The sequence below is a fragment of the Sphingobium sp. FG11 genome (genome assembly GCF_057809915.1).
Map to the genome: position 1 here is coordinate 93,813 of NZ_JBMDKW010000006.1, position 21,404 is coordinate 115,216.

Sequence of the window (21,404 nt, forward strand, 5' to 3'; positions counted from 1 at the left end):
GAGGACGGTAAGCGCGTGGAGACTTCCGGCGGCATTCAGGCTAGCCTCAGCGGCCGCTACGCAGTGGCCCTGTTCGATCTGGCCCGCGACAGCAACACGCTCGATTCCGTGGCGGACAGCCTTGGCGCGCTGAAGGCCGCCCTGGCGCAGTCGGCGGATTTCAAGGCGCTCGTCAACAGCCCGGTGCTGAGCCGCGACGCAGCGGGCAAGACGATCGCGGCGGTCGCATCCGCCATGGGAATCGATCCGCTCACCACCCGCTTCCTGGGCGTGCTGGCGGAAAATCGTCGCCTGTCGCAGCTACCCGCCGTGATCCGCGCCTATGAAACCCTGCTGTCGAATCACAAGGGCGAAGTGCGCGCGGAAGTGACAAGCGCACATCCCCTGGATGAAGCGCAGATCACAGCGCTCGGCCAGAATCTGCGTGCCCGCGTCGGCTGCGACGTGTCGCTCGACGCGAAGGTCGATCCCGCGATTCTGGGCGGGCTGGTCGTCAAGATCGGCAGCCAGATGATCGACAGCAGCATTCGCACCCGTTTGAATAGTCTCGCCCACGCGATGAAGGGCTGAAAAGCCCACACCAGATTGATGACCTGCAAAGGTCCGATGAAAGGCTGAACATGGATATCAACGCCGCAGAAATTTCGAAGGTCATCAAGGACCAGATCGCCAATTTCGGCACCGAAGCGCAGGTCAGCGAAGTCGGTTCCGTGCTGACCGTGGGTGACGGCATCGCCCGCGTCCATGGCCTCGATAACGTCCAGGCGGGCGAAATGGTCGAGTTCGCCAACGGCGTGCAGGGCATGGCGCTCAACCTCGAAGCCGACAATGTCGGCGTCGTGATCTTCGGCTCGGACGCCGAAATCAAGGAAGGCGACACCGTCAAGCGCACCGGCACCATCGTCGATGTGCCGGTCGGCAAGGGCCTGCTTGGCCGCGTCGTGGATGGCCTGGGCAATCCCATCGACGGCAAGGGTCCGATCGTGTCCGACCAGCGCATGCGCGTCGAGCGCAAGGCGCCCGGCATCATCCCGCGCACCTCGGTGCATGAACCCGTCCAGACCGGTCTGAAGGCGATCGACACGCTCGTCCCGGTCGGCCGTGGCCAACGCGAACTCATCATCGGCGATCGCCAGACCGGCAAGACCGCCGTCGCGATCGACACCTTCATCAACCAGAAGGCCGCGAACGCGGGCGATGACGAGAGCAAGAAGCTCTATTGCATCTACGTCGCGATCGGCCAGAAGCGCTCGACCGTGGCGCAGATCGTCAAGCAGCTCGAAGAAAATGGCGCGATGGAATATTCGATCGTCGTCGCCGCGACCGCTTCGGAGCCGGCTCCGCTCCAGTATCTCGCGCCCTATACCGGCGTGACCATGGGTGAATATTTCCGCGACAACGGCATGCACGCCGTCATCGTCTATGACGATCTGTCCAAGCAGGCCGTGGCCTATCGCCAGATGTCGCTGCTGCTGCGTCGTCCTCCGGGCCGCGAAGCCTATCCCGGCGACGTGTTCTATCTCCACAGCCGCCTGCTCGAGCGCGCCGCAAAGATGAACAGCGACAATGGTTCGGGTTCGCTCACCGCGCTGCCGATCATCGAAACGCAGGCGGGCGACGTCTCGGCCTATATTCCGACCAACGTGATTTCGATCACCGACGGCCAGATCTTCCTCGAAACCAACCTCTTCTACCAGGGCATCCGTCCGGCGATCAACGTCGGCCTGTCGGTGTCGCGCGTCGGTTCCGCCGCGCAGACCAAGGCGATGAAAAAGGTATCCGGCTCGATCAAGCTGGAGCTGGCGCAGTATCGCGAAATGGCGGCCTTCGCGCAGTTCGGCTCGGATCTCGATGCCTCGACGCAGAAGCTGCTGAACCGTGGCGCGCGCCTGACCGAGTTGCTCAAGCAGGGCCAGTTCTCGCCCCTGCCATTCGAAGAGCAGACCGCGTCGATCTTCGCCGGCACCAACGGCTATCTCGACAGCGTCGCTGTCAAGGATGTGACCCGCTACGAGGAACTGATGCTGGCCTATCTGCGCCACGATCATCCCGAAGTGCTCGGCGCGATCCGCGACAGCAAGGATCTGGGCGACGACGCCAAGGGCAAGCTGAAGGCGGCGCTGGATTCGTTCGGCAAGACCTTCGCCTAAGGCGCAATGCTGACCGCCCATAGCCTTCTTGCCTGGACCGTGATGTCGATCGGTCTGGTGCTGCTTCCGGGGCCGGACACCATGTTGGTGGCCGGTCATGCGGCGCGGCGCGGGCTGAAGGCGGGCATGGCGGCGATCGGCGGCATCCAGCTTGGCGGTGTGTTCTTCATGGCGCTTTGCGGCTTTGGTTTCCTGAGCGTCCTGAATGCGGTCCCCGGCCTGTTCATGGCCGTAAAGGTCGCCGGTGCGCTCTATCTCGCATGGATGGGCCTTGGCCTCCTGCGCGGGGCGATCCGGCCGCAGCCGGAAGCGTCGGAGCGGGTGCGTCTTGGCGCATCGCCCTTTACGCAGGGGTTCATCAGCACCGTGCTGAACCCCAAGGTGGCGGTGTTCTTTCTTGCGGCCTTACCGCAGTTCGTCGGCACCGGCCCACAGGCGCCGGTGCAGGGGATGCTGCTGATCGCGATCGTCTACGCGCTGGGTTTCTTCTGGTGCGCGCTGCTCGCGGTGCTCGCCACCCATGCCGGCCGCAGGGTCGGCAACAGCCGCATGATGCGGTGGTTCGAAGGCGCCATGGGCGTCGGTTTTTTTGGTCTCGCGGGTCGACTGGCCCTTGCTCGGAACGTTTGAGATATGGCTAGCCTCAAGGAACTGAAGATCCGCATCGGGTCGGTCAAATCGACCCAGAAGATCACCAAAGCCAAGCAGATGGTCGCCGCCGCGAAGCTGCGCAAGGCGCAGGCCGCCGCCGAAGCCGCGCGCCCCTATTCCAGCCGCCTCGAAGCGGTCGTCGCCAGCCTCGCCACCAAGATCGCGGGCGGCACCGGCGAAGGCGCATCGCCGCTGCTCGCGGGCACCGGCAAGGACGAGGTGCATCTGCTGGTCGTCGCCAACTCCGACCGTGGCCTCGCCGGCGCGTTCAACGCCAACATCGTCAAGGCCGCGCGGCTCAAGGCCGACGAGCTGATCGAAGCCGGCAAGACGGTCAAATTCTACCTTATCGGTCGCAAGGGCCGCCCGGTCATCAACCGCACCTTCCCCGGCATGATCGTCAGCCAGTATGACACGACCGGCGCCAAGGAACCGAGCTACCATCAGGCGCACGAGATCGCCAACGAACTGACCGACATGTATCTGAACGGCAAGTTCGACGTCGCGCACCTCTTCTATTCGCGCTTCAAATCGGCGCTGGCGCAGATCCCGACCGAACAGCAGATCATCCCGGTCAAGATCCCTGACGACGCGGACCGCAACGCCATCGCCGCAACGGTCGAATATGAACCGAGCGAGGAAGCGATCCTCGACGAATTGCTGCCGCGCAACGTCACGATCCAGCTATTCAAGGCGCTGCTCGAAAATAACGCATCGGAACAGGGCGCGTCGATGACCGCGATGGACAATGCGACCCGCAACGCCGGCGACCTCATCAACAAGCTGACCATCCAGTATAACCGCAGCCGCCAGGCCGCGATCACCACCGAACTGGTCGAAATCATCTCGGGCGCGGAAGCCCTCTAAAAGACACGCACGCAAGGAAGCAGTCATGGCAACCACCAACAATGTAGGCCGCATCAGCCAGATCATCGGCGCCGTCGTCGATGTGACGTTCCCCGATGCACTCCCCGCCATTCTTTCGGCGCTGGAAACCAGCAATAACGGCCAGCGGCTGGTGCTGGAAGTCGCCCAGCATCTGGGCGAGAACACCGTTCGCACCATCGCGATGGACTCGACCGAAGGCCTGACGCGCGGTCAGGACGTCACCGATACCGGCGCGCAGATCAGCGTTCCTGTCGGTCCCGCAACGCTCGGCCGCATCCTCAATGTCGTGGGTGAGCCGATCGACGAACGCGGCCCGGTCGCCACCGAATTGCGCTCGCCGATCCATGCCAAGGCCCCCGAGTTCGTCGACCAGTCGACCGAAAGCGCGATCCTCGTCACCGGCATCAAGGTCATCGACCTGCTCGCCCCCTACGCCAAGGGCGGCAAGATCGGCCTGTTCGGCGGCGCGGGCGTCGGCAAGACGGTGCTCATCCAGGAACTGATCAACAACATCGCCAAGGGCCATGGCGGCACCTCCGTGTTCGCGGGCGTCGGCGAGCGGACCCGCGAGGGTAACGATCTCTACCATGAATTCCTCGACGCGGGCGTCATCGCCAAGGACGCCGATGGCAACGCCATCACCGAAGGCTCCAAGGTGGCGCTGGTCTATGGCCAGATGAACGAGCCGCCGGGCGCCCGCGCTCGCGTCGCCCTGTCGGGCCTGACCATCGCCGAATATTTCCGCGACGTCGAAAATCAGGACGTGCTGTTCTTCGTCGACAACATCTTCCGCTTCACCCAGGCGGGCGCGGAAGTCTCCGCCCTGCTCGGCCGTATTCCTTCGGCCGTGGGCTATCAGCCGACCCTGTCGACCGACATGGGCGCGTTGCAGGAGCGCATCACCTCGACCAACAAGGGGTCGATCACCTCGGTTCAGGCCGTCTACGTCCCCGCAGACGATTTGACCGATCCGGCGCCCGCGACCAGCTTCGCGCATCTTGACGCGACCACGGTTCTCAACCGCGCGATTTCGGAACTGGGCATCTACCCGGCGGTCGATCCGCTCGACTCCACCAGCCGCGTCCTGGAGCCGCGCACCGTGGGTCAGGAACATTATGACACCGCCCGCGCCGTCCAGTCGATCCTTCAGAAGTACAAGTCGCTGCAGGACATCATCGCCATTCTGGGCATGGACGAACTGTCGGAAGAGGATAAGCTGACCGTCGCCCGCGCACGCAAGCTTCAGAAGTTCCTGTCGCAGCCGTTCCACGTCGCGGAAGTGTTCACCGGCATATCGGGCAAGTTCGTTCAGATCGAAGACACGGTGAAGTCGTTCAAGGCCGTGGTCGATGGCGAATATGACCATCTGCCCGAAAACGCCTTCTACATGGTCGGCGGCATCGACGAAGCCATCGAAAAGGCCAAGAAGCTGGCCGCCGAAGCGGCATAAGACATAAAGGCATCCCCTCCCCGCGACATGGGGAGGGGTTTAGGATCGAGACTATGGCACTGCATTTCGAACTCGTGACCCCTGAGAAGCTTTTCCGGTCGGAGGAGGTGTATCAGGTCGTGGTGCCCGGCACCGATGGCGACTTCGGCGTGCTGGAGGGCCATGCGCCCTTCATGTCGACCGTGCGCGACGGCAGCATCCAGATTTACGCGACCGCCGGTTCCGCGCCGGAGATCATTCCGGTCGAGGGTGGCTTTGCGGAAGTGAATGAAAAGGGCCTGACGGTCCTCGCCGAAAAAGCCGGCTGAACTTTCGCATTTCCGAACCCCGAAAAGGGCGCGACCGCATCGGTGGTCGCGCCCTTTTTCATGAGCCGATCCTGCCGATGACCTTCGGCCTTTCCCCTCGCCCTGATCTCCAAAGCCGACGGCTGTTGGCCACCCATCCCCGCTTCGTCACCCCCGCAGCGGAAATCCAAACGGCGCATTAGCCATTTGTCAAAGTTTCCGGCTTATTCACCTTGCCTAGCCATATTTGATCGGACCGTTTCTCGTTGGCTGGACCGATCGCGTCATTCCGGCGGAGAGACATGAGCGCATTTGGACGGAAAAATGGACCCGCCGGCATCAAGCCGGGCTTTGGCGTGGCCCGGCCGATGCAGGGCGGAAGCGCTCCGAAGGAAGAAGCGCGTGGGGGCGATCAGTTCCCGCCGCTCGACATCGCCGCCCTGCCGGGCGAGATGATCTTCGATCCGCTCGCGGCGCCGCCGACCCAGTTGCAACGCAATGCCGATGCAATGCAGCGCCTGTCCGACCGCGCCAACAACGACCATGTGCCCGATGCCGGCCCTCAGGGGTTCGAGGCATCCGTCCACAAGATCAAGGAACAGGTGCTCCCCCGCCTGCTCGAACGGGTCGATCCCGAAGCCGCCGCGACGCTGACCAAGGATGAGCTGGCGGAAGAATTCCGGCCGATCATCATGGAAGTGCTGGCCGAACTGAAGCTGACGCTCAACCGCCGCGAACAGTTCGCGCTGGAAAAGGTGCTGGTGGACGAATTGCTGGGCCTTGGTCCGCTCGAAGAGTTGCTGTCCGACCCCGACGTGACCGACATCATGGTCAACGGCCCGGACCAGACGTATATCGAAAAAAAGGGCAAGCTCCAGATCGCGCCGATCAAGTTCCGCGACGAGGAGCATCTGTTCCAGATCGCCCAGCGCATCGTCAGCAAGGTCGGCCGCCGCGTCGATCAGACGACGCCGCTGGCCGACGCCCGCCTGCCCGACGGCTCTCGCGTCAATGTGATCGTGCCGCCGCTCTCGCTGCGCGGCACGGCCATCTCCATTCGTAAATTCTCCGCCAAGCCGATCACCATCGATATGCTCGCGCAATGGGGCGCGATGTCGCCGAAGATGGCGACGGCGCTCAAGATCGCGGGCGCATGCCGGTTCAATATCGTCATTTCGGGCGGCACCGGCTCGGGCAAGACGACGATGCTCAACGCCCTGTCGAAGATGATCGATCCGGGCGAGCGCGTGCTGACGATCGAGGACGCGGCTGAACTGCGCCTGCAACAGCCGCACTGGCTGCCGCTCGAAACCCGCCCGCCAAACCTCGAAGGGCAAGGCGCGATCTCGATCGGCGATCTCGTCAAGAACGCCCTGCGTATGCGCCCCGATCGCATCATCCTGGGCGAAATTCGTGGCGCGGAATGTTTCGATCTGCTTGCCGCGATGAACACCGGCCATGATGGCTCCATGTGCACGCTGCACAGCAATTCGCCCCGTGAGTGCCTGGGCCGAATGGAGAATATGATCCTGATGGGCGACATCAAGATCCCCAAGGAAGCGATCTCCAAACAGATCGCCGACTCGGTCGATCTGATCGTGCAGGTCAAGCGTCTGCGCGACGGTTCGCGCCGCGTCACCAACGTGACCGAGGTGATCGGCATGGAAGGCGACGTCATCGTCACGCAGGAATTGTTCAAGTTCGAATATCATGACGAGGACGACAGCGGAAAGATCGTCGGCGAATATCGATCGATGGGCCTGCGCCCCTATACGCTGGAAAAGGCACGGATGTTCGGGTTTGACCAGCCTTTCCTGGAAGCCTGCCTGTAAAGGATCGGGGCCGCGCCCCTTGCGCTTGCCACGCAGGAACAACACATCGGAATTCCTTCAACGAGAGGATATCCGATGAACCGTCTCGCCCGCGCCGCGCTGCTCCTGACCGGGCTTGCGCTCCCGGCCCTTCCGATCGCCGCGCAACATGCGCATCATGCCGTGACCAATCCGGCCTCCGCCATTGCGGCCGCCGTCGCCGCGCCAAGCAGGACGCCCGCGAACAGCGTGCGCGACCCTTATCGTCATCCGGTGCAGACGCTCGGTTTCTTCGGCGTCACCCCCGCCCAGACCGTGGTCGAATATGCGCCCAGTGGTGGCTGGTACACCGAAATCCTTGCGCCGCTGTTGCACGATCATGGCAGTTTCTACGCCTTGCAGCCTACAGGTCGGGGGCTGGACGGCTATAAGGGCTTTCTCGCCGCCAAGCCCGCCATCTACGACAAGGTAAAGCTGGTCGCTTTCCCCGAAGAGACGGCAACCATCCCCGCCGGCAGCGTCGATACCGTGCTGACCTTCCGCAACATCCACAATATGGTCATGGGCGGTACGCAGGACGCAACGTTCGCGGCCTTTTTCGCCATGCTCAAGCCCGGCGGCACGCTGGGGATCGTCGATCATCGCCTGCCCGAGAGCCGCGACAGCGCGCTTGAAAAGACCAGCGGCTATCTGAAGGTGTCGACCGTGCGCCGGATCGCGCAGGCGGCGGGGTTCGAATTTGTCGGGGCGTCCGAAGTCAACGCCAATCCCAAAGATACCGCCGACTGGGAAAAGGGCGTCTGGACCCTGCCCCCGACCCTGCGCAATGGGGATGTCGACAAGGCAAAATATCTGGCGATCGGCGAAAGCGACCGCATGACGCTTAAATTCCGCAAGCCGCTCAAATAGAGCGACCGGGCCGGGTTGCGCGCTCGCGTAACCCGGTTAAGGCGGCGGTGTGCCCGCGCCAGCCCCGCCCCCGACCGAACTGCCTTCGCCCGAACCTGATGCCCATGCGCCGGTAGCCCGCGTCAACCGTCCGCTCTTTGCCATCGGCATCCGGTTGTGCGCGGTACTGTGCATGTCCGCGATGCTCGTTACCGTGCGTCTGGCCGATGGCCATGGCGTCCATGTGATCGAATCGCTGTTCTACCGCCAATTGCTGTCTTTGCCGCTCGTGACCCTCTGGGTCGCCATGACCGGCGGACTGCAATCGCTCGGCACGCACCGGATCGGCATCCATGCCAGCCGTATGGCGCTGGGCGTGGTCGGCATGTTGCTCAATTTCCTCGCCTATATCCTTCTGCCCCCGGCAGAGGCCACGACGATCGGCTTCACCATGCCGATCTTCGGCACCATCCTGTCGGCGCTGATCCTGCGCGAACCGACCGGCATCCATCGCTGGTCCGCGGTCGCATTGGGCTTCATCGGCGTGCTCATCATGGTGCGGCCGGATTCGGGACATTTTCCGATGATGGGCGTTGCGGTCGCCCTGTCGGGCGCGATTTTGACCGCCAGCGTCAGCCTCGTCCTGCGTCAGCTCGGGCGAACCGAAAACGCGGGAGTCATCGTGTTCTGGTTCACGCTGCTTTCGCTGATTCCGCTGGGGGCCGCCATGCCGTTCGTCGCGCAGGCGCATGATGCCGTCACCTGGGGCCTGTTGCTGACGATCGGGCTGCTGGGTGGCGTGACGCAGATATGCCTCACCGCCTCCTTGCGCTGGGCGCCGGTCTCGGTCGTGCTGCCGATGGACTATAGCGCCATCCTGTGGACCACGCTGCTCGGCTGGGCGCTATGGGGAATCTGGCCGATGGCCTCCACCTGGGTGGGCGCGGCGATCATCATCGGCAGCGGCCTCGCTATCGCCTGGCGCGAGCATGTTCACGCCAGGCGGCTGCGCCTCAGCCCAGTAGTTCCGCGTCCAGACTGATCTCCGCCTTCAGCAGTTTCGATACTGGGCACCCGGCCTTCGCCTTGGCCGCGAGTTGCTGAAACGTCGCGTCGTCGACGCCGGGGATCGTCGCCTTGAGCGTCAGCTTGCTCGCGGTGATGGCGAAGCCATCCTCCTGCTGTTCCAGCGTCACGACGGCGCTGGTCTCCATCTTGTCGGCGGTCAGGCCCGCTTCGCCGAGAATCAGCGAGAGGGCCATAGTGAAGCAGGACGCATGCGCCGCGGCGATCAGTTCCTCCGGATTGCTGCCCGGCACACCTTCGAAGCGGGTGGCAAAGCCATAGGGATGGGCGTCGAGCGCGCCGCTCTGGGTCGAAATCGCGCCCTTCCCGTCCTTGAGACCGCCGCTCCATACTGCCGATCCGCTGCGATTTATTTTCACGCCCGTTCTCCTGCCGTTGGGAAGAGGGAACCCGGCCCCCCGTCCATGGTTGCATCCGATATAGGCTAATTTTTGCAGGAGAGCGACGATGGCCGATGCAGCGCTGGAAAATGAGGGCGACCTGATCGCTTCGGACCGGGTGGAAGGCACACTGGTCTATAATAAGGCGGGCGAAAAGCTCGGCCGCATTTCCAATTTCATGGTCGACAAGCGCAGCGGCCAGGTCCGCTATGCGGTCCTGTCATTCGGCGGCTTTTTGGGCATGGGGCATGATCATTATCCGCTGCCATGGTCGATGCTGCACTATGACGTGGAAATGGGCGGTTATGTGGTGGAACTGGACAAGCGCATGCTGGACAGCGCGCCGAGCCACCCCAACGATCAGCGGCCCCTTTTCGACGACGATTATGGTCGGAACATCCATGGCTATTATGGACTGATCTACCCCTTTTGAGCGCAGAAGTCGGCGCATAAAACCATCGGTGGCAGGCGCCATTTCCGACTGCCCAGATTCCGACACATTTCGTCGCCAGCCTATTGTCTACCGATGAAATAGAATTATCGTCCGAGGCTCGTAAAAATGGACGAGGACAGGATCATGGAGCGATTCGGACATGCAGGGGATGCACGCCAACCCGTCGTGCTGACCATCCCCGGCCTCAATAATAGCGGCCCCGATCATTGGCAGACCCTCTGGGAAGAACAGCGCGGCGACTGTCAGCGTGTCGATCTGGGCAGCTGGGCCAGCCCCAATCGCAACGCTTGGATCACGCGCCTCGACGCCGCCATCCGGGAGGCGAACGGACCGATCATTCTCGCCGCGCACAGTCTCGGCTGCCTCGCCGTCGCCTGGTGGGGGGCGCTGCAAAGTCAGGCCTATGGCTGGCCCGTAACGGGCGCTCTGCTGGTCGCGCCGCCCGATTGCGACCGGATGGAAACGCCCGAAACGATCGGCGGGTTCGGCCCGACCCCGCGCGCGCAACTGCCCTTTCCCTCGATCGTCGTCGCCAGTCGCAACGACCCCTATATTTTCTACGAGCGCGCTCACAGCATCGGCAAATATTGGGGCAGCCAGTTCGTCGATGCCGGTCATTGCGGGCATATCAACGCGGAATCGGGCCTGGGTGAATGGCGGTTCGGCCAGTCGATGCTCGAACGGTTGATCGACGGCGCGCATGAGCAGGCGCAGATGCAGCGGCAGTTACGCCCCTCCCTCCCCTTCGCCCATGGCGAACATCGGTGGATCACACAGCGCGCGCTGTCCTGAGTCGCCATTTTGATGCTCCTCATCGGGGCGTGCCAAGAGAAACTTGCACGCCCCACATTTTTGCTTTTTTGTCTATCTCATAAGTTGAGATAATGGTCCGGCTGGTAAAGTGCAAATGGGCGAACGCGCATATGAGTGAACACAGGCCAAATGATTTTATCCGGTCGGACCCGAATGGTCGGAAGGATATCATCGCCAGCATCGAGAAAGTGCGTGGCGCGCTCGAACATCTGCGTTTCGGATCGATCACGCTAACGGTTCACGACGCCCGCGTCGTGCAGATTGACGTCACCGAAAAGACCCGTCCGGGCCACTGACCGGACCAGCCGGGCGTCAGCCGGCAGTCGGCGGCGCTCCATAAATTCTGACCGGACATCCGGATCAAAGGGGGAAATATCATGAACGCACGTTTTCTGTTGCTCGCCAGCGCGGCGACCGCCAGCTTTGCCTCGCCCGCCGCCCATGCGCAGGATGCCGCGCCCGCTCCGGCGGTCGACGCCGCTGAACAGCAGGCGCGCGGCGAAGTCATCATCGTCACGGCGCGCCGTCGCCAGGAAACGGCGCAGGAAGTGCCGCTCGCGATATCGGTGATCCGGGGTGACAGCATCGAGGCGACCGGCAATTTCAACGTCGTCAAGCTGCAACAGCTTGCCCCCACGCTTCAGGTCTATACGTCCAATCCGCGCAATACCTCGGTCAATATCCGTGGCCTTGGCGTGCCGTTCGGCCTGACCAGCGACGGGTTCGAACAGGGCGTTGGCATCTATGTTGACGATGTCTATAACTCGCGCGTCGCCGCCGCGACCTTCGATTTCCTCGACGTCAATCAGGTCGAGGTGCTGCGCGGGCCGCAGGGCACGCTCTATGGCAAGAATACCACCGCCGGCGCGATCAACATCACCACCAACCAGCCGACCTTCAATTTCGAGGGGCGCGCCGAACTGACCGTGGGCAATCTCGATTACAAGCAGGCCAAGGCCGCCGTTTCCGGCCCGCTGTCGGACACGATCGCCGCCCGCATTGCCATCGCATCGACCAGCCGTCGCGGCACGCTCTACAATGTCACCAGCCAGCGCTGGATCAACGAGCAGGATAATCTCGGTCTGCGCGGCCAGTTGCTGTTCAAGCCCAATGACGACCTCTCCATCACCCTGTCGGGCGATTACAGCCGGCAGAACCCGGAAGGCTATGGCACGACCTTCGTGCGCGTCGGCAAGACGCAGCGCGTCCTGACCCGTCAGTATGACGCGCTGGTCGCCGCCATCAACGCCGCCAATCCGGGCCGCAACTATGCGGTGCCCAGCCGCAATCCCTATGACCGGCTGACCGACCTCGACAGCAACCTCAACGCCGGTAACAAGATCGGCGGCGCGTCGCTCAAGGTGAACTGGGATCTGGGCGCGGGCAAGTTCACGTCGATCACCGCCTGGCGCTTCTGGGACTGGAAGCCCGAGAATGACCGCGACTTTACCGGCCTGTCGATCGTCGCCAAGTCGCAGAACCCGTCGCAGCAGAACCAGTATAGCCAGGAATTTCGCTACAGCCAGGAAGGCGAGAAGATCGACTTCGTCGCCGGTCTGTTCGGCTTCAAGCAGCGGATCGACACGCAAGGCACCGAATCGCAGGGGGCCGACGCCAGCCGCTGGAGCCTGACGGGCAACCTGGCAAACGATCCGAGCGTCCTCAACGGCCTGACCGCCAGCAACACGCAATGGCTCAAGAGCACCAGCGCCGCGCTGTTCGGCCAGCTTAGCTGGAAGGTGACGGACGCTTTGACGATCCAGCCCGGCGCACGCGTCAACTATGACAAGAAGTCGGGCTTCTACCAGCGCGTCGTGACCAACGGTCAGGGCAACGTCATCGACTGCACCATTCCGCCGGGCGGTTCTCTGCCGGCAAGGCTGGCGGCCCAGTGCGGCGTCTACCAGCCCCAGACCAGCGCGCCGTCCGCTTCGAAATGGAATTTCACCTACGATTTCAACATCAACTACAAGATCGCTCGCGATATCCTCGCCTATGCGACCTATGCCAAGAGCTTCAAAACGCTGGGCATCAACCAGAATGGTCTGCCGCTCAACGCGGACAATACGGTCAATTACGACGCGGAGACGGTAAAGCCGGAATCGGTCAATCATTTCGAGATCGGCCTAAAGACGCAGTTCTGGAACCGCCGGGCGACCTTCAATCTCACCGCCTTCCGCACCGACATCAAGAATTTCCAGGCGACGGTGAATGGCGGCCAGTTCGGCACGGTGCGCGGCTATCTCGCCAATGCCGACAAGGTCCGCTCGCAGGGGATCGAAGCGGACTTCAAGATCGCGCCGAGCGACCGCTTCAGCGCCTATGCCAACGGCGCCTATACCGACGCTAAATATAAGAAATTCACCAATGCGCCTTGCCCGCCCGAACTGTCGGGCGGCACGCTCCAGCCGCTCAACCAGCCTGCGGATTATTCCAACGCCGGTGTTCCCAACACCGCCAGCCCGCGCGCCTGCCACATTTCCGGTCAGGCCCTGCCCGGCGTGTCGAAATGGGCTTTCTCCTACGGCGCGGAGGGCAATCTGCCGGTCACGCTGCTCGACAAGGAAGGCCAGGTCTATCTGGGCGTCGACGGCAATTACCGCTCGCACTGGAATTCGAACGCCTCGCCTTCGATCTACACCAATGTGAAGGGCTATGCGCTGACCAACTTCCGCGCCGGCTTCCGGGGCGAAGGGTTCGATGTGTTCGGCTGGGTGCGCAACGCATTCAACGTCAACTATATCGAACTGCTTCAGGTCGCACCGGGTAATGTCGGCCTGATCGCCGGGCAGCCGGGCGACCAGCGGACCTGGGGTGGCACGATCAAATTCTCCTTCTGACGCAAGCCTATAGCGACGGGAGCGGGTACGGCGAAGGCCATGCCCGCTCCTGTGGCATTTGCGCCCCCCGCATCGCTAGGGTAAAGCGCGCCCATGTCCACGACCTTCACCCTCGACACCTCGACCAGCCGCGCCAATCCCACGCCCGCGCCGATGAAGCGGCTGACCGTGCCCGCGATCCAGCGGCGCAAGGTCGATGGCCGGACGGCGGAGCCTTTGGTGATGCTGACCGCCTACACCGCGCGGCAGGCGCAGATCCTCGATCCGCATTGCGACATATTGCTGGTCGGCGATTCGCTCGGCCAGGTGATTTACGGCCTGCCATCGACGCTGGCGGTGACGCTCGACATGATGGCGGCGCACGGCGCGGCGGTGGTACGCGGCAGCTATCACAGCGTCGTCGTGGTCGACATGCCATTCGGCAGTTATGAAGCCTCGCCGCAAACCGCCTTCGCCAGCGCGAGCCGGCTGATGGCGGAAACCGGCTGTGCCGCGGTAAAGCTGGAAGGCGGCGTGGCCATGGCCGAAACCATCGCTTTCCTCAGCCAGCGGGGCATTCCGGTAATGGCCCATGTCGGCCTCACCCCGCAGGCGGTGAATGCGCTCGGCGGCTATGGCGCGCGCGGCCGTAGCGAGGAGGAACAGGCCAAAATCCTCGCAGACGCGCGCGCCGTCGCCGATGCGGGCGCCTTCGCCGCCGTGCTGGAAGGCGTGATGGAACCGCTCGCCATCGCGATCACCGACAGCATCGCCATTCCGGTGATCGGCATCGGCGCGTCGGCGCATTGCGACGGCCAGGTGCTGGTGACGGAAGATATGCTCGGCATGTTCGATCGCGTGCCGCGCTTTGTGAAACGCTATGGCAATGCCGCCGACATGATCGACGAGTCGGTCCAGCACTATGCGCAGGAGGTGCGCGACCGCAGCTTTCCGGGCGAAGAACAGGTCTATCAGCCCAAAAAGTGATTTGCGGAAGTCCGCCACCCCGCTAAAGATCGCGCCTTCCGGCAGTTCTCGTGCCCATTTCGGAGAATATCGTGGCCCTGACGCCGCAAAATAGCGAAGCCTTCATGCGTGAAGTCGACGACGCCGTCCGGCAGGACCAGCTGCTGACCTTCTGGGAACGCTATGGTCGTGCCCTGTTGGCGGCGGTGGTCATCGCTCTCGCGGCGTTCGGCGGCTGGCTTTACTGGCAGCATTACAGCGCCCAGAAATCCGAAGCCGTGTCCGAAGAGATGGCCAAGGTGGCCGATGCCGCGATCGGCGGCGGCAACCCCGACGCAAAGCAGCTCGATGCGCTGACGCAGGCGAGCCAGCCGGGCTATCGCGCATCGGCGCAACTGGTCAAGGCGGGCGTCGCTTCGCGCAAGGGCGATATAAAGGCTGCGGTCGCGCTCTATGCCGCGATGGCCGCCGATACGGCGCTCGACCAACCCTATCGCGATCTCGCGCTAATCCGCCAGACCGCGCTGGAGTTCGAAACGCTCGCCCCTCAGCAGGTGGTCGATCGGCTGAAACCGCTGGCGATCGAGGGCGCGCCCTGGTTCGGCAGCGCGGGCGAACTGGTCGCCATCGCTTATATGAAGATGCGCAAGCCCGATCTGGCCGGTCCTATGTTCGCCGCCATGGCGAAGGATCAGACAGTGCCGCAATCCATCCGTTCACGGGCGCGACAGATGGCGGGTTTATTGGGAATTGACGCCGTGGATTCACCGGCCGAGCCGGTACGGGGATAAGTGAGCGGGATGGGGATGCACAGGATGAACAAGTTCGCGCCGATCGGCCGCGTCGTGACGATGGCCGCCATGGTCGCGCTGCTTTCGAGCTGCGGCATCATCGGCGGGAAAAAGGGCGGGCCGAAAACCCCGGTCGTCGGCAACCGCGTATCGATCCTGTCGAACGAACAAGGCGTGGAGGTCGAACCGTCGATCGCCGATACTCCGGTCAGCCTGCCCGAACCCTATGTGAACGACCAATGGTCGCAGCCGGGCGGCGATCCATCCAAGACGATGGGCCATCTGGCGCTTGGCGCCTCGCCTTCTCAGGCATGGTCCGCATCGATTTCCGGCAGCACGCCCAAGGCGCGGCTGGCCTCCTCCCCCGTCGTGTCCGGCGGCAAGCTGTTCGTGATCGACGCCGATGCGCGTGTCATCGCCTTTAACGCGACCAGCGGCGCGAAGCTGTGGCAGACGGCGCTCCCGACCGAGGGCAATGGTCGCGCCCTGTTCGGCGGCGGCGTGAGCGTGGTCGATGACAAGATTTACGCGAGCACGGGCGTCGGCGATGTCGCCGCCATCAACGCAGCCGATGGTTCGATCCTGTGGAAGAAAACCCCCGGTGGTCCGCTGCGCGGCGCGCCGACCCTTGCCAATGGTCATGTCTATGTGATGGGCCAGGATAATCAGATTTTCGCGCTCAACCAGACCGACGGCGCGGTCCAGTGGAGCGACAGCGGCACGTTGCAGGCGACCGGCATTTTCGGCGTCGCCGCCCCCGCCGCCGCGCAGGGCACGGTGATCGCCGGATACAGCTCGGGCGAAATCAACGCCTATCGCTACGAAAATGGCCGCCAGCTTTGGGGCGACGCCTTGTCGCGCACCAGCATCTCCACCGCCGTCGCCTCGCTCACCGATATCGACGCGGATCCGGTGATCGATCGCGGCCGCGTGTTCGCCATCGGTCAGGGCGGCCGTATGGCGAGCTATGAACTGACCAGCGGCCAGCGGCTGTGGGAAATCAACATCGCCGGCATCTCGACGCCATGGGTGGTGGGCGAATGGGTGTTCGCCGTCACCAGCGACGCGCGATTGCTGTGCGTCGCCCGCGCTACCGGCAAGATCCGCTGGGTCAGCCAGCTGCGGCGCTGGCAGAAGGAAAAGAAGAAGGACAAGGCTATCCGCTGGACCGGCCCGGTGCTGGCGGGCGGCCGCCTGATCCTGGTGTCGACGCGCGGCCAGATGGTCAATGTCGATCCGGCAACCGGATCGGTGCAGTCCGAAACCGATATCGGCAAGTCGATGTCGCTTTCGCCGGTGGTCGCGGGCAATATGCTGTATCTGCTCGCCGACGATGGCAAGCTGACGGCGATGCGGTAGAACGGATCATTGAAGATTACCGTCGTTCCCGCGAAAGCGGGGATCCATCTCCCAGCCGCTCCGTCCGGGGCGCGGTTTCGGAGATAGGTTCCCGCCTTCGCGGGAATGACATTTTCGGTCAGATCGATCGATATTGTGGGAAGGAAAGCGGGCCATGCTGCCCATCGTTGCCATTGTCGGGCGCCCCAATGTGGGCAAGTCCACGCTGTTCAATCGCCTCGTCGGCAAGAAACTGGCGCTGGTCGACGACCAGCCCGGCGTCACGCGCGACCGGCGTGAGGGCGAGGTGCATCTGCTGGGCCTCGATTTCACGATCGTCGATACCGCAGGGTATGAGGATGAGGACGCGAACTCCCTGCCCGGCCGCATGCGGATGCAGACGCAGGCGGCGGTCGAAGATTGCGACGTCGCCCTGTTCATGATCGACGCACGCGCCGGGATCACCCCGCTGGACGAGGAAATCGCCCGCTGGCTGCGCGCCAACGACACCCCCGTCATCCTCGTCGCCAACAAGGCGGAAGGCAAGGCGGCGGACGATGGCGTCATGGAATCCTTCAGCCTGGGCCTGGGCGAGCCGGTGCCCTTTTCCGCCGAACATGGTCAGGGTATGGCCGATCTGTTCCAGGCGCTGCTGCCCCATCTGGAACGGGAGGATGACGAGCCGCACGTCCGCGAATTTTACGAGGATGATGAAAGCGCGCCGCTTAAGCTCGCGATCGTCGGCCGTCCCAATGCGGGCAAATCCACGCTCATCAACCAGCTGCTCGGCCAAAACCGCCTGCTGACCGGGCCGGAAGCCGGCATCACCCGCGACAGCATCGCGGTCGACTGGCTCTGGACTAACCGGGAGGGCGAGGACCGGCCCGTCCGCCTGATCGACACGGCGGGCATGCGCAAGCGCGCCAAGGTGCAGGACAAGCTCGAAAAGCTGGCGGTTTCGGACGGCCTGAACGCTGTGAACTTCGCCGAAGTCGTCGTACTGCTGCTCGATGCGACGCGCGGGCTGGAGGCGCAGGATCTGCGCATTGCCGACCGGGTGCTGGAGGAAGGACGCGCGCTCGTCATCGCGCTCAACAAATGGGATACGGTCGAACATGGTTCGGCGCTGTATCAGGGCGTCAAACAGGCCCTGTCGGATGGTCTGGCGCAGGTACGCGGCGTGCCGATCATGACCGTGTCGGCGGCCACCGGCAAAGGGCTGGACGACCTGATCCATGTGGCGTTCGAAACCCGCACCGCCTGGTCGCAGCGTGTGTCCACCGGCATCCTCAACCGCTGGTTCGAAACCGCGCTGGAGGCTAATCCCCCGCCCGCGCCCGGCGGCAAGCGCATCAAGCTGCGCTACATCACCCAGAACAAGACGCGGCCCCCGACCTTCGTGCTGTTCGGCACCCGGCTGGACGATCTGCCCGAAAGCTATCGCCGCTATCTGGTGAACGGCATTCGCAAGGAACTGGGCTTTGGCGCGGTGCCGGTGCGGCTGACGCTGCGCAGCGCCAAAAATCCTTATGCCAAATGAGGCTACTGACCCGGCCGACCATGCGGTTCCGCAGGAGATCAACGCGCTCGGCATGAAATGCCCCTGGCCGGTGCTGCGCGCCGCGCGGGCGATGCGTACCGCCGACGCCGTGCTGATCGCCGCGGACGATCCGATCGCGGCCAGCGAACTGGCGGCGCTCGCCTCAGAACGGGGCTGGACCTTTGCTGCGATCGCGCAAACACGCTTCATGCTCGCCCGTCGATCAGGCGATAGGGCCTGATCGGACATATCGCGCCATTTTCTTTACCGACTGTTTACACAGGCTCCTTATTTTCACTCTGTCGAGCGAGGAGTGTTCCGGGTGCCCCACAACGATACCGAACTGGTGAACTTGCAATCATTGTCGCGTACCCGTGCGGAATTGGGGGCGGAGTTCCCACGCATTCTCGGCTATTTCCGGGAAGATGGTGAAAAATCCATTACTACCGTGGAAAATGCCTTCCGCGCGCGCGATGCCGTTGCCCTTGTTATTCCGGCCCATACGCTCAAGGGAGAATCGGCGCAATTCTGCGCCTATCGGCTGAGCGCTATGGCCGAAGAAATCGAAATGGTCGCGCGGCGCTGCGTCGAATTTCGCGAAAGTCCCGAGGAACTGATCGAGATCGTGGTCGCCCTGCGCCCCTGCTTCAATGAGACGATGGCGTTGCTGAACCGCGACGCCACCCCGCTGGCGGCGCGGCGTCCGGTCACATTCGGCCGTCGGGTCGATCCCTCTCCCCAGGGATTCGGCCGCGCGGTCTGATCCGGCGGTTCGAAGCTTATTGAAATAAGCGCGGCCTTGCCCCCATATGCGGCCCATGACACGATTTTCCATACTCGATCTGGTGCCCGTTGCCGAAGGCAGCGACGTCGCCACCGCCCTTGCCAATGCCGCCAGCCTCGCCGCCCATGTCGAGGCACTGGGCTATGAGCGCTATTGGGTAGCGGAACATCACGGCACCATCGGTATCGCGTCGGCCGCGACCGCAGTCGTGCTTGCGCATGCTGGCCAAGCGACCTCTCATATCCGCATCGGCGCGGGTGGCATCATGTTGCCTAACCACGCCCCGATCCTGATCGCCGAACAGTTCGGCACGCTGGACGCGCTGTTCCCCGGCCGCGTCGACCTTGGCCTCGGGCGCGCGCCCGGATCGGACCAGCGGGTCGCGCAGGCCATGCGGCGGACGCTGTCGGGCGGGCCGGATGAATTTCCCCGCGACGTGATGGAGCTTCAGGCCTATTTCGCCGGCGACGATCGGCTGGGCTTTCAGGCGACGCCGGGTGCCGGCGCACAGGTGCCGATCTGGATTTTGGGCAGCAGCCTGTACGGCGCGCAACTGGCGGCGGCGCTCGGCCTGCCCTATGCCTTTGCATCCCATTTCGCGCCTGCCGCGCTCGATCAGGCGCTGGCCGTGTATCGCCGCGACTTCCGCCCTTCGGCGCAGCTCGACCGCCCCTACGCCATGGCCGGATTTAATATCTTCGCCGCGCCGACTGCAGAAGAGGCCCATTATCTCGCCAGTACGATGCAGCAGACCTTCATCCGTTTGCGCACCGGAGAGCATGGCCGGATGCCGGCGCCGGTGGAGGGCTATTATGAGAGCCTGCCGCCGCAGGGACAGGCGATGCTGAACGATGTGCTGTCCGCCTCTAGCATCGGCACACAGGCCGATGTAGAGCGCGATCTGGCGGCCTTCATCGCGCGCACCGGAGTGGACGAAGTGATCGTCGCCAGCCAGATCTTCGATTTCGAGGCGCGCAAGCGCAGCTATACGATCGCGATGGAAGCGGCGCGAGCGCTCAGCGTACGCGAACCTGCCTGACGGGTCGGACGACGGTCAGGCGCGGCGCAACCGTCCCCCGCTCAACAGTCCGGCGAAATAGGGCGCCGCCCGGCTCAGCGCCGTCCCAAGCAGGATGACCGCCACCAGCACGATCAGCGGCTGCGCGATCAGATAGGCGGGATAGAGTGGCGATCCCATCGGGCCGAATAACGCCCCCAGCACCGGCCCGCCGAGCCAGATCAGGATGAGGTGCGCGCAGAAGAAAAAGAAGGCGAACGGCTCGATCCGCAGCAACACTCCGCGCGCCGCCGTCCCCGCTATCCCCCACGCGAACCGCCAGAAGAAAAGCGCCGCCGCAACGCGCACGGCCAGATCCAGTATCGCGCGCCACAAAGCGGGTTCGGCGATGCCCTTCATTTCAAGCACGAGCTGCACGGGCATCAGCAGCGCGAAGGGCGCCACCGCCAACGCCAGCGGCATGGCCACCGCCCGGTCGGCCCAATCGAGCCGCCGCGCGATGATGCCCAGAGTGAAGAAAAACAGGATCGCCGCGCGCAACAGCACCGGCGGCCCCACTCCGAATATATGGCAAAGTCCCGCCAACGCCGCGACCAGCAGCAGCGCCCAACCCGGCAGCCGCACCAGCAGCGGCGCGGCCAGCATGCACAGAAACAGGTCCCGCAGGAACGGCATCTGGACATTGATGTCCGGATTGCGGCTGACGATCAGCAGTTCCTGCATGATCCACCCCGCCGAATGCGGTTGCGGCGCCGACAGCGAACCCAGCCACGCCGCGCCTGACACCAGCAGGATCGCCAGCGCATTCCACACGATCATCGGCAGCAGGATGGTGCGCACCTTGCGCCCCACATGGCTGATCCAATCACGCGTGCGGGACGATCCACCGACCAGCCATCCGGAAATCAGGCCCAGCAACGGCACGGCGCTGTGACCGAATAATTCCATCAGGACCCAGCGCAAATCTTCCTGCGGCGTCCCTCGCAAGGCCGCCAGCATCTCGCCATGCACCCCGGTCCAGGCATGGACATAGACGACGCCGACAATGCAGATGACCCGCGCAATGGCGATCGCATCGGAGCGGCGCGCGGCGTCAGCGGTAATCGTATCGGTCAAGCAATGATCCTGATGATGCTTATGCTGAATGCGCCGGGGCGAGAGCCGTTCCGTTCGCGAGCGCAATATCATCCATAATGGTGCTAGAGAAACGCTTGCTTAACCGCCGGGCTGCCAAACAGACCGGCCCGCCGTACGAACGTCAGGCTAAGCCTATCTTTACCAAATCGCGCT

At 63.6% G+C, this 21,404-nt stretch carries 22 protein-coding genes; 20 read left to right on the top strand and 2 right to left on the bottom strand.

Going from position 1 to position 21,404, the window contains the following annotated elements; translation table 11 throughout:
* Positions 1-15 precede the first annotated feature (15 nt).
* The 9 genes from ACODSN_RS07255 (at position 16) to ACODSN_RS07295 (ending at position 9,167) form a co-directional block, all read left to right on the top strand.
* Positions 16-570, top strand: a complete 555-nt coding sequence (locus ACODSN_RS07255; protein ID WP_489054257.1) for a F0F1 ATP synthase subunit delta — start codon at positions 16-18, stop codon at positions 568-570.
* Positions 571-620: 50 nt separating this feature from the next.
* A complete protein-coding gene (gene atpA / locus ACODSN_RS07260) occupies positions 621-2,150 on the top strand; it encodes a F0F1 ATP synthase subunit alpha (protein WP_489054258.1) in 1,530 nt (509 codons plus the stop codon).
* Between the two features lie 6 nt (positions 2,151-2,156).
* Positions 2,157-2,780 (top strand): LysE family translocator, encoded by a 624-nt coding sequence (locus ACODSN_RS07265; protein WP_489054259.1) that lies wholly within the window; start codon positions 2,157-2,159, stop codon positions 2,778-2,780.
* A gap of 3 nt (positions 2,781-2,783) precedes the next feature.
* On the top strand, positions 2,784-3,668 hold the full coding sequence (locus tag ACODSN_RS07270; protein ID WP_489054260.1) for a F0F1 ATP synthase subunit gamma: 885 nt from the start codon (positions 2,784-2,786) through the stop codon (positions 3,666-3,668).
* Positions 3,669-3,693: 25 nt separating this feature from the next.
* Complete coding sequence (atpD, locus tag ACODSN_RS07275) at positions 3,694-5,139, top strand: F0F1 ATP synthase subunit beta (protein ID WP_489054261.1); 1,446 nt, start codon at positions 3,694-3,696, stop codon at positions 5,137-5,139.
* Between the two features lie 53 nt (positions 5,140-5,192).
* Entirely contained in the window at positions 5,193-5,447 is a 255-nt protein-coding gene (locus ACODSN_RS07280) for an ATP synthase F1 subunit epsilon (protein WP_340232227.1), read from the top strand.
* Positions 5,448-5,728: 281 nt separating this feature from the next.
* Positions 5,729-7,258, top strand: coding sequence for a TadA family conjugal transfer-associated ATPase (locus tag ACODSN_RS07285; protein ID WP_489054264.1), 1,530 nt, complete (start codon positions 5,729-5,731; stop codon positions 7,256-7,258).
* Between the two features lie 75 nt (positions 7,259-7,333).
* A complete protein-coding gene (locus tag ACODSN_RS07290) occupies positions 7,334-8,146 on the top strand; it encodes a class I SAM-dependent methyltransferase (protein WP_489054265.1) in 813 nt (270 codons plus the stop codon).
* A 142-nt stretch (positions 8,147-8,288) separates the two neighbouring features.
* Positions 8,289-9,167, top strand: a complete 879-nt coding sequence (locus ACODSN_RS07295) for a DMT family transporter (protein WP_489054382.1) — start codon at positions 8,289-8,291, stop codon at positions 9,165-9,167.
* Here ACODSN_RS07295 and ACODSN_RS07300 read toward each other — a convergent pair.
* A complete protein-coding gene (locus tag ACODSN_RS07300; protein WP_489054266.1) occupies positions 9,139-9,570 on the bottom strand; it encodes an OsmC family protein in 432 nt (143 codons plus the stop codon). The genes ACODSN_RS07295 and ACODSN_RS07300 overlap by 29 nt on opposite strands.
* A gap of 88 nt (positions 9,571-9,658) precedes the next feature.
* Here ACODSN_RS07300 and ACODSN_RS07305 point away from each other — a divergent pair, with 88 nt between their 5' ends.
* The 11 genes from ACODSN_RS07305 to ACODSN_RS07355 all read left to right on the top strand — a co-directional run bounded on the left by ACODSN_RS07305 (position 9,659) and on the right by ACODSN_RS07355 (position 20,135).
* Entirely contained in the window at positions 9,659-10,024 is a 366-nt protein-coding gene (locus ACODSN_RS07305; protein ID WP_489054268.1) for a PRC-barrel domain-containing protein, read from the top strand.
* Between the two features lie 144 nt (positions 10,025-10,168).
* Positions 10,169-10,837, top strand: a complete 669-nt coding sequence (locus ACODSN_RS07310; RefSeq protein ID WP_489054384.1) for an RBBP9/YdeN family alpha/beta hydrolase — start codon at positions 10,169-10,171, stop codon at positions 10,835-10,837.
* Between the two features lie 131 nt (positions 10,838-10,968).
* Complete coding sequence (locus tag ACODSN_RS07315) at positions 10,969-11,154, top strand: YezD family protein (protein ID WP_489054269.1); 186 nt, start codon at positions 10,969-10,971, stop codon at positions 11,152-11,154.
* A gap of 81 nt (positions 11,155-11,235) precedes the next feature.
* Entirely contained in the window at positions 11,236-13,698 is a 2,463-nt protein-coding gene (locus ACODSN_RS07320; protein ID WP_489054271.1) for a TonB-dependent receptor, read from the top strand.
* A gap of 93 nt (positions 13,699-13,791) precedes the next feature.
* Positions 13,792-14,664 (top strand): 3-methyl-2-oxobutanoate hydroxymethyltransferase, encoded by an 873-nt coding sequence (gene panB, locus ACODSN_RS07325; protein WP_489054272.1) that lies wholly within the window; start codon positions 13,792-13,794, stop codon positions 14,662-14,664.
* Positions 14,665-14,735: 71 nt separating this feature from the next.
* Entirely contained in the window at positions 14,736-15,434 is a 699-nt protein-coding gene (locus ACODSN_RS07330) for a tetratricopeptide repeat protein (protein WP_489054385.1), read from the top strand.
* Between the two features lie 15 nt (positions 15,435-15,449).
* Positions 15,450-16,793 carry a PQQ-like beta-propeller repeat protein gene (locus ACODSN_RS07335; protein ID WP_489054273.1) on the top strand — a complete coding sequence of 448 codons (1,344 nt, stop codon included), beginning with the start codon at positions 15,450-15,452 and terminating at the stop codon, positions 16,791-16,793.
* A 154-nt stretch (positions 16,794-16,947) separates the two neighbouring features.
* On the top strand, positions 16,948-18,312 hold the full coding sequence (gene der, locus ACODSN_RS07340) for a ribosome biogenesis GTPase Der (protein WP_489054274.1): 1,365 nt from the start codon (positions 16,948-16,950) through the stop codon (positions 18,310-18,312).
* On the top strand, positions 18,302-18,553 hold the full coding sequence (locus ACODSN_RS07345) for a sulfurtransferase TusA family protein (protein WP_489054276.1): 252 nt from the start codon (positions 18,302-18,304) through the stop codon (positions 18,551-18,553). Before der ends, ACODSN_RS07345 begins: the two co-directional genes overlap by 11 nt.
* A gap of 81 nt (positions 18,554-18,634) precedes the next feature.
* Entirely contained in the window at positions 18,635-19,075 is a 441-nt protein-coding gene (locus ACODSN_RS07350) for an Hpt domain-containing protein (protein WP_489054277.1), read from the top strand.
* A gap of 55 nt (positions 19,076-19,130) precedes the next feature.
* Complete coding sequence (locus tag ACODSN_RS07355; RefSeq protein WP_489054278.1) at positions 19,131-20,135, top strand: LLM class flavin-dependent oxidoreductase; 1,005 nt, start codon at positions 19,131-19,133, stop codon at positions 20,133-20,135.
* Between the two features lie 15 nt (positions 20,136-20,150).
* On the opposite strand, the gene ACODSN_RS07360 is transcribed toward ACODSN_RS07355, so the two are convergent.
* A complete protein-coding gene (locus tag ACODSN_RS07360) occupies positions 20,151-21,230 on the bottom strand; it encodes an acyltransferase family protein (RefSeq protein ID WP_489054279.1) in 1,080 nt (359 codons plus the stop codon).
* Positions 21,231-21,404 lie beyond the last annotated feature (174 nt).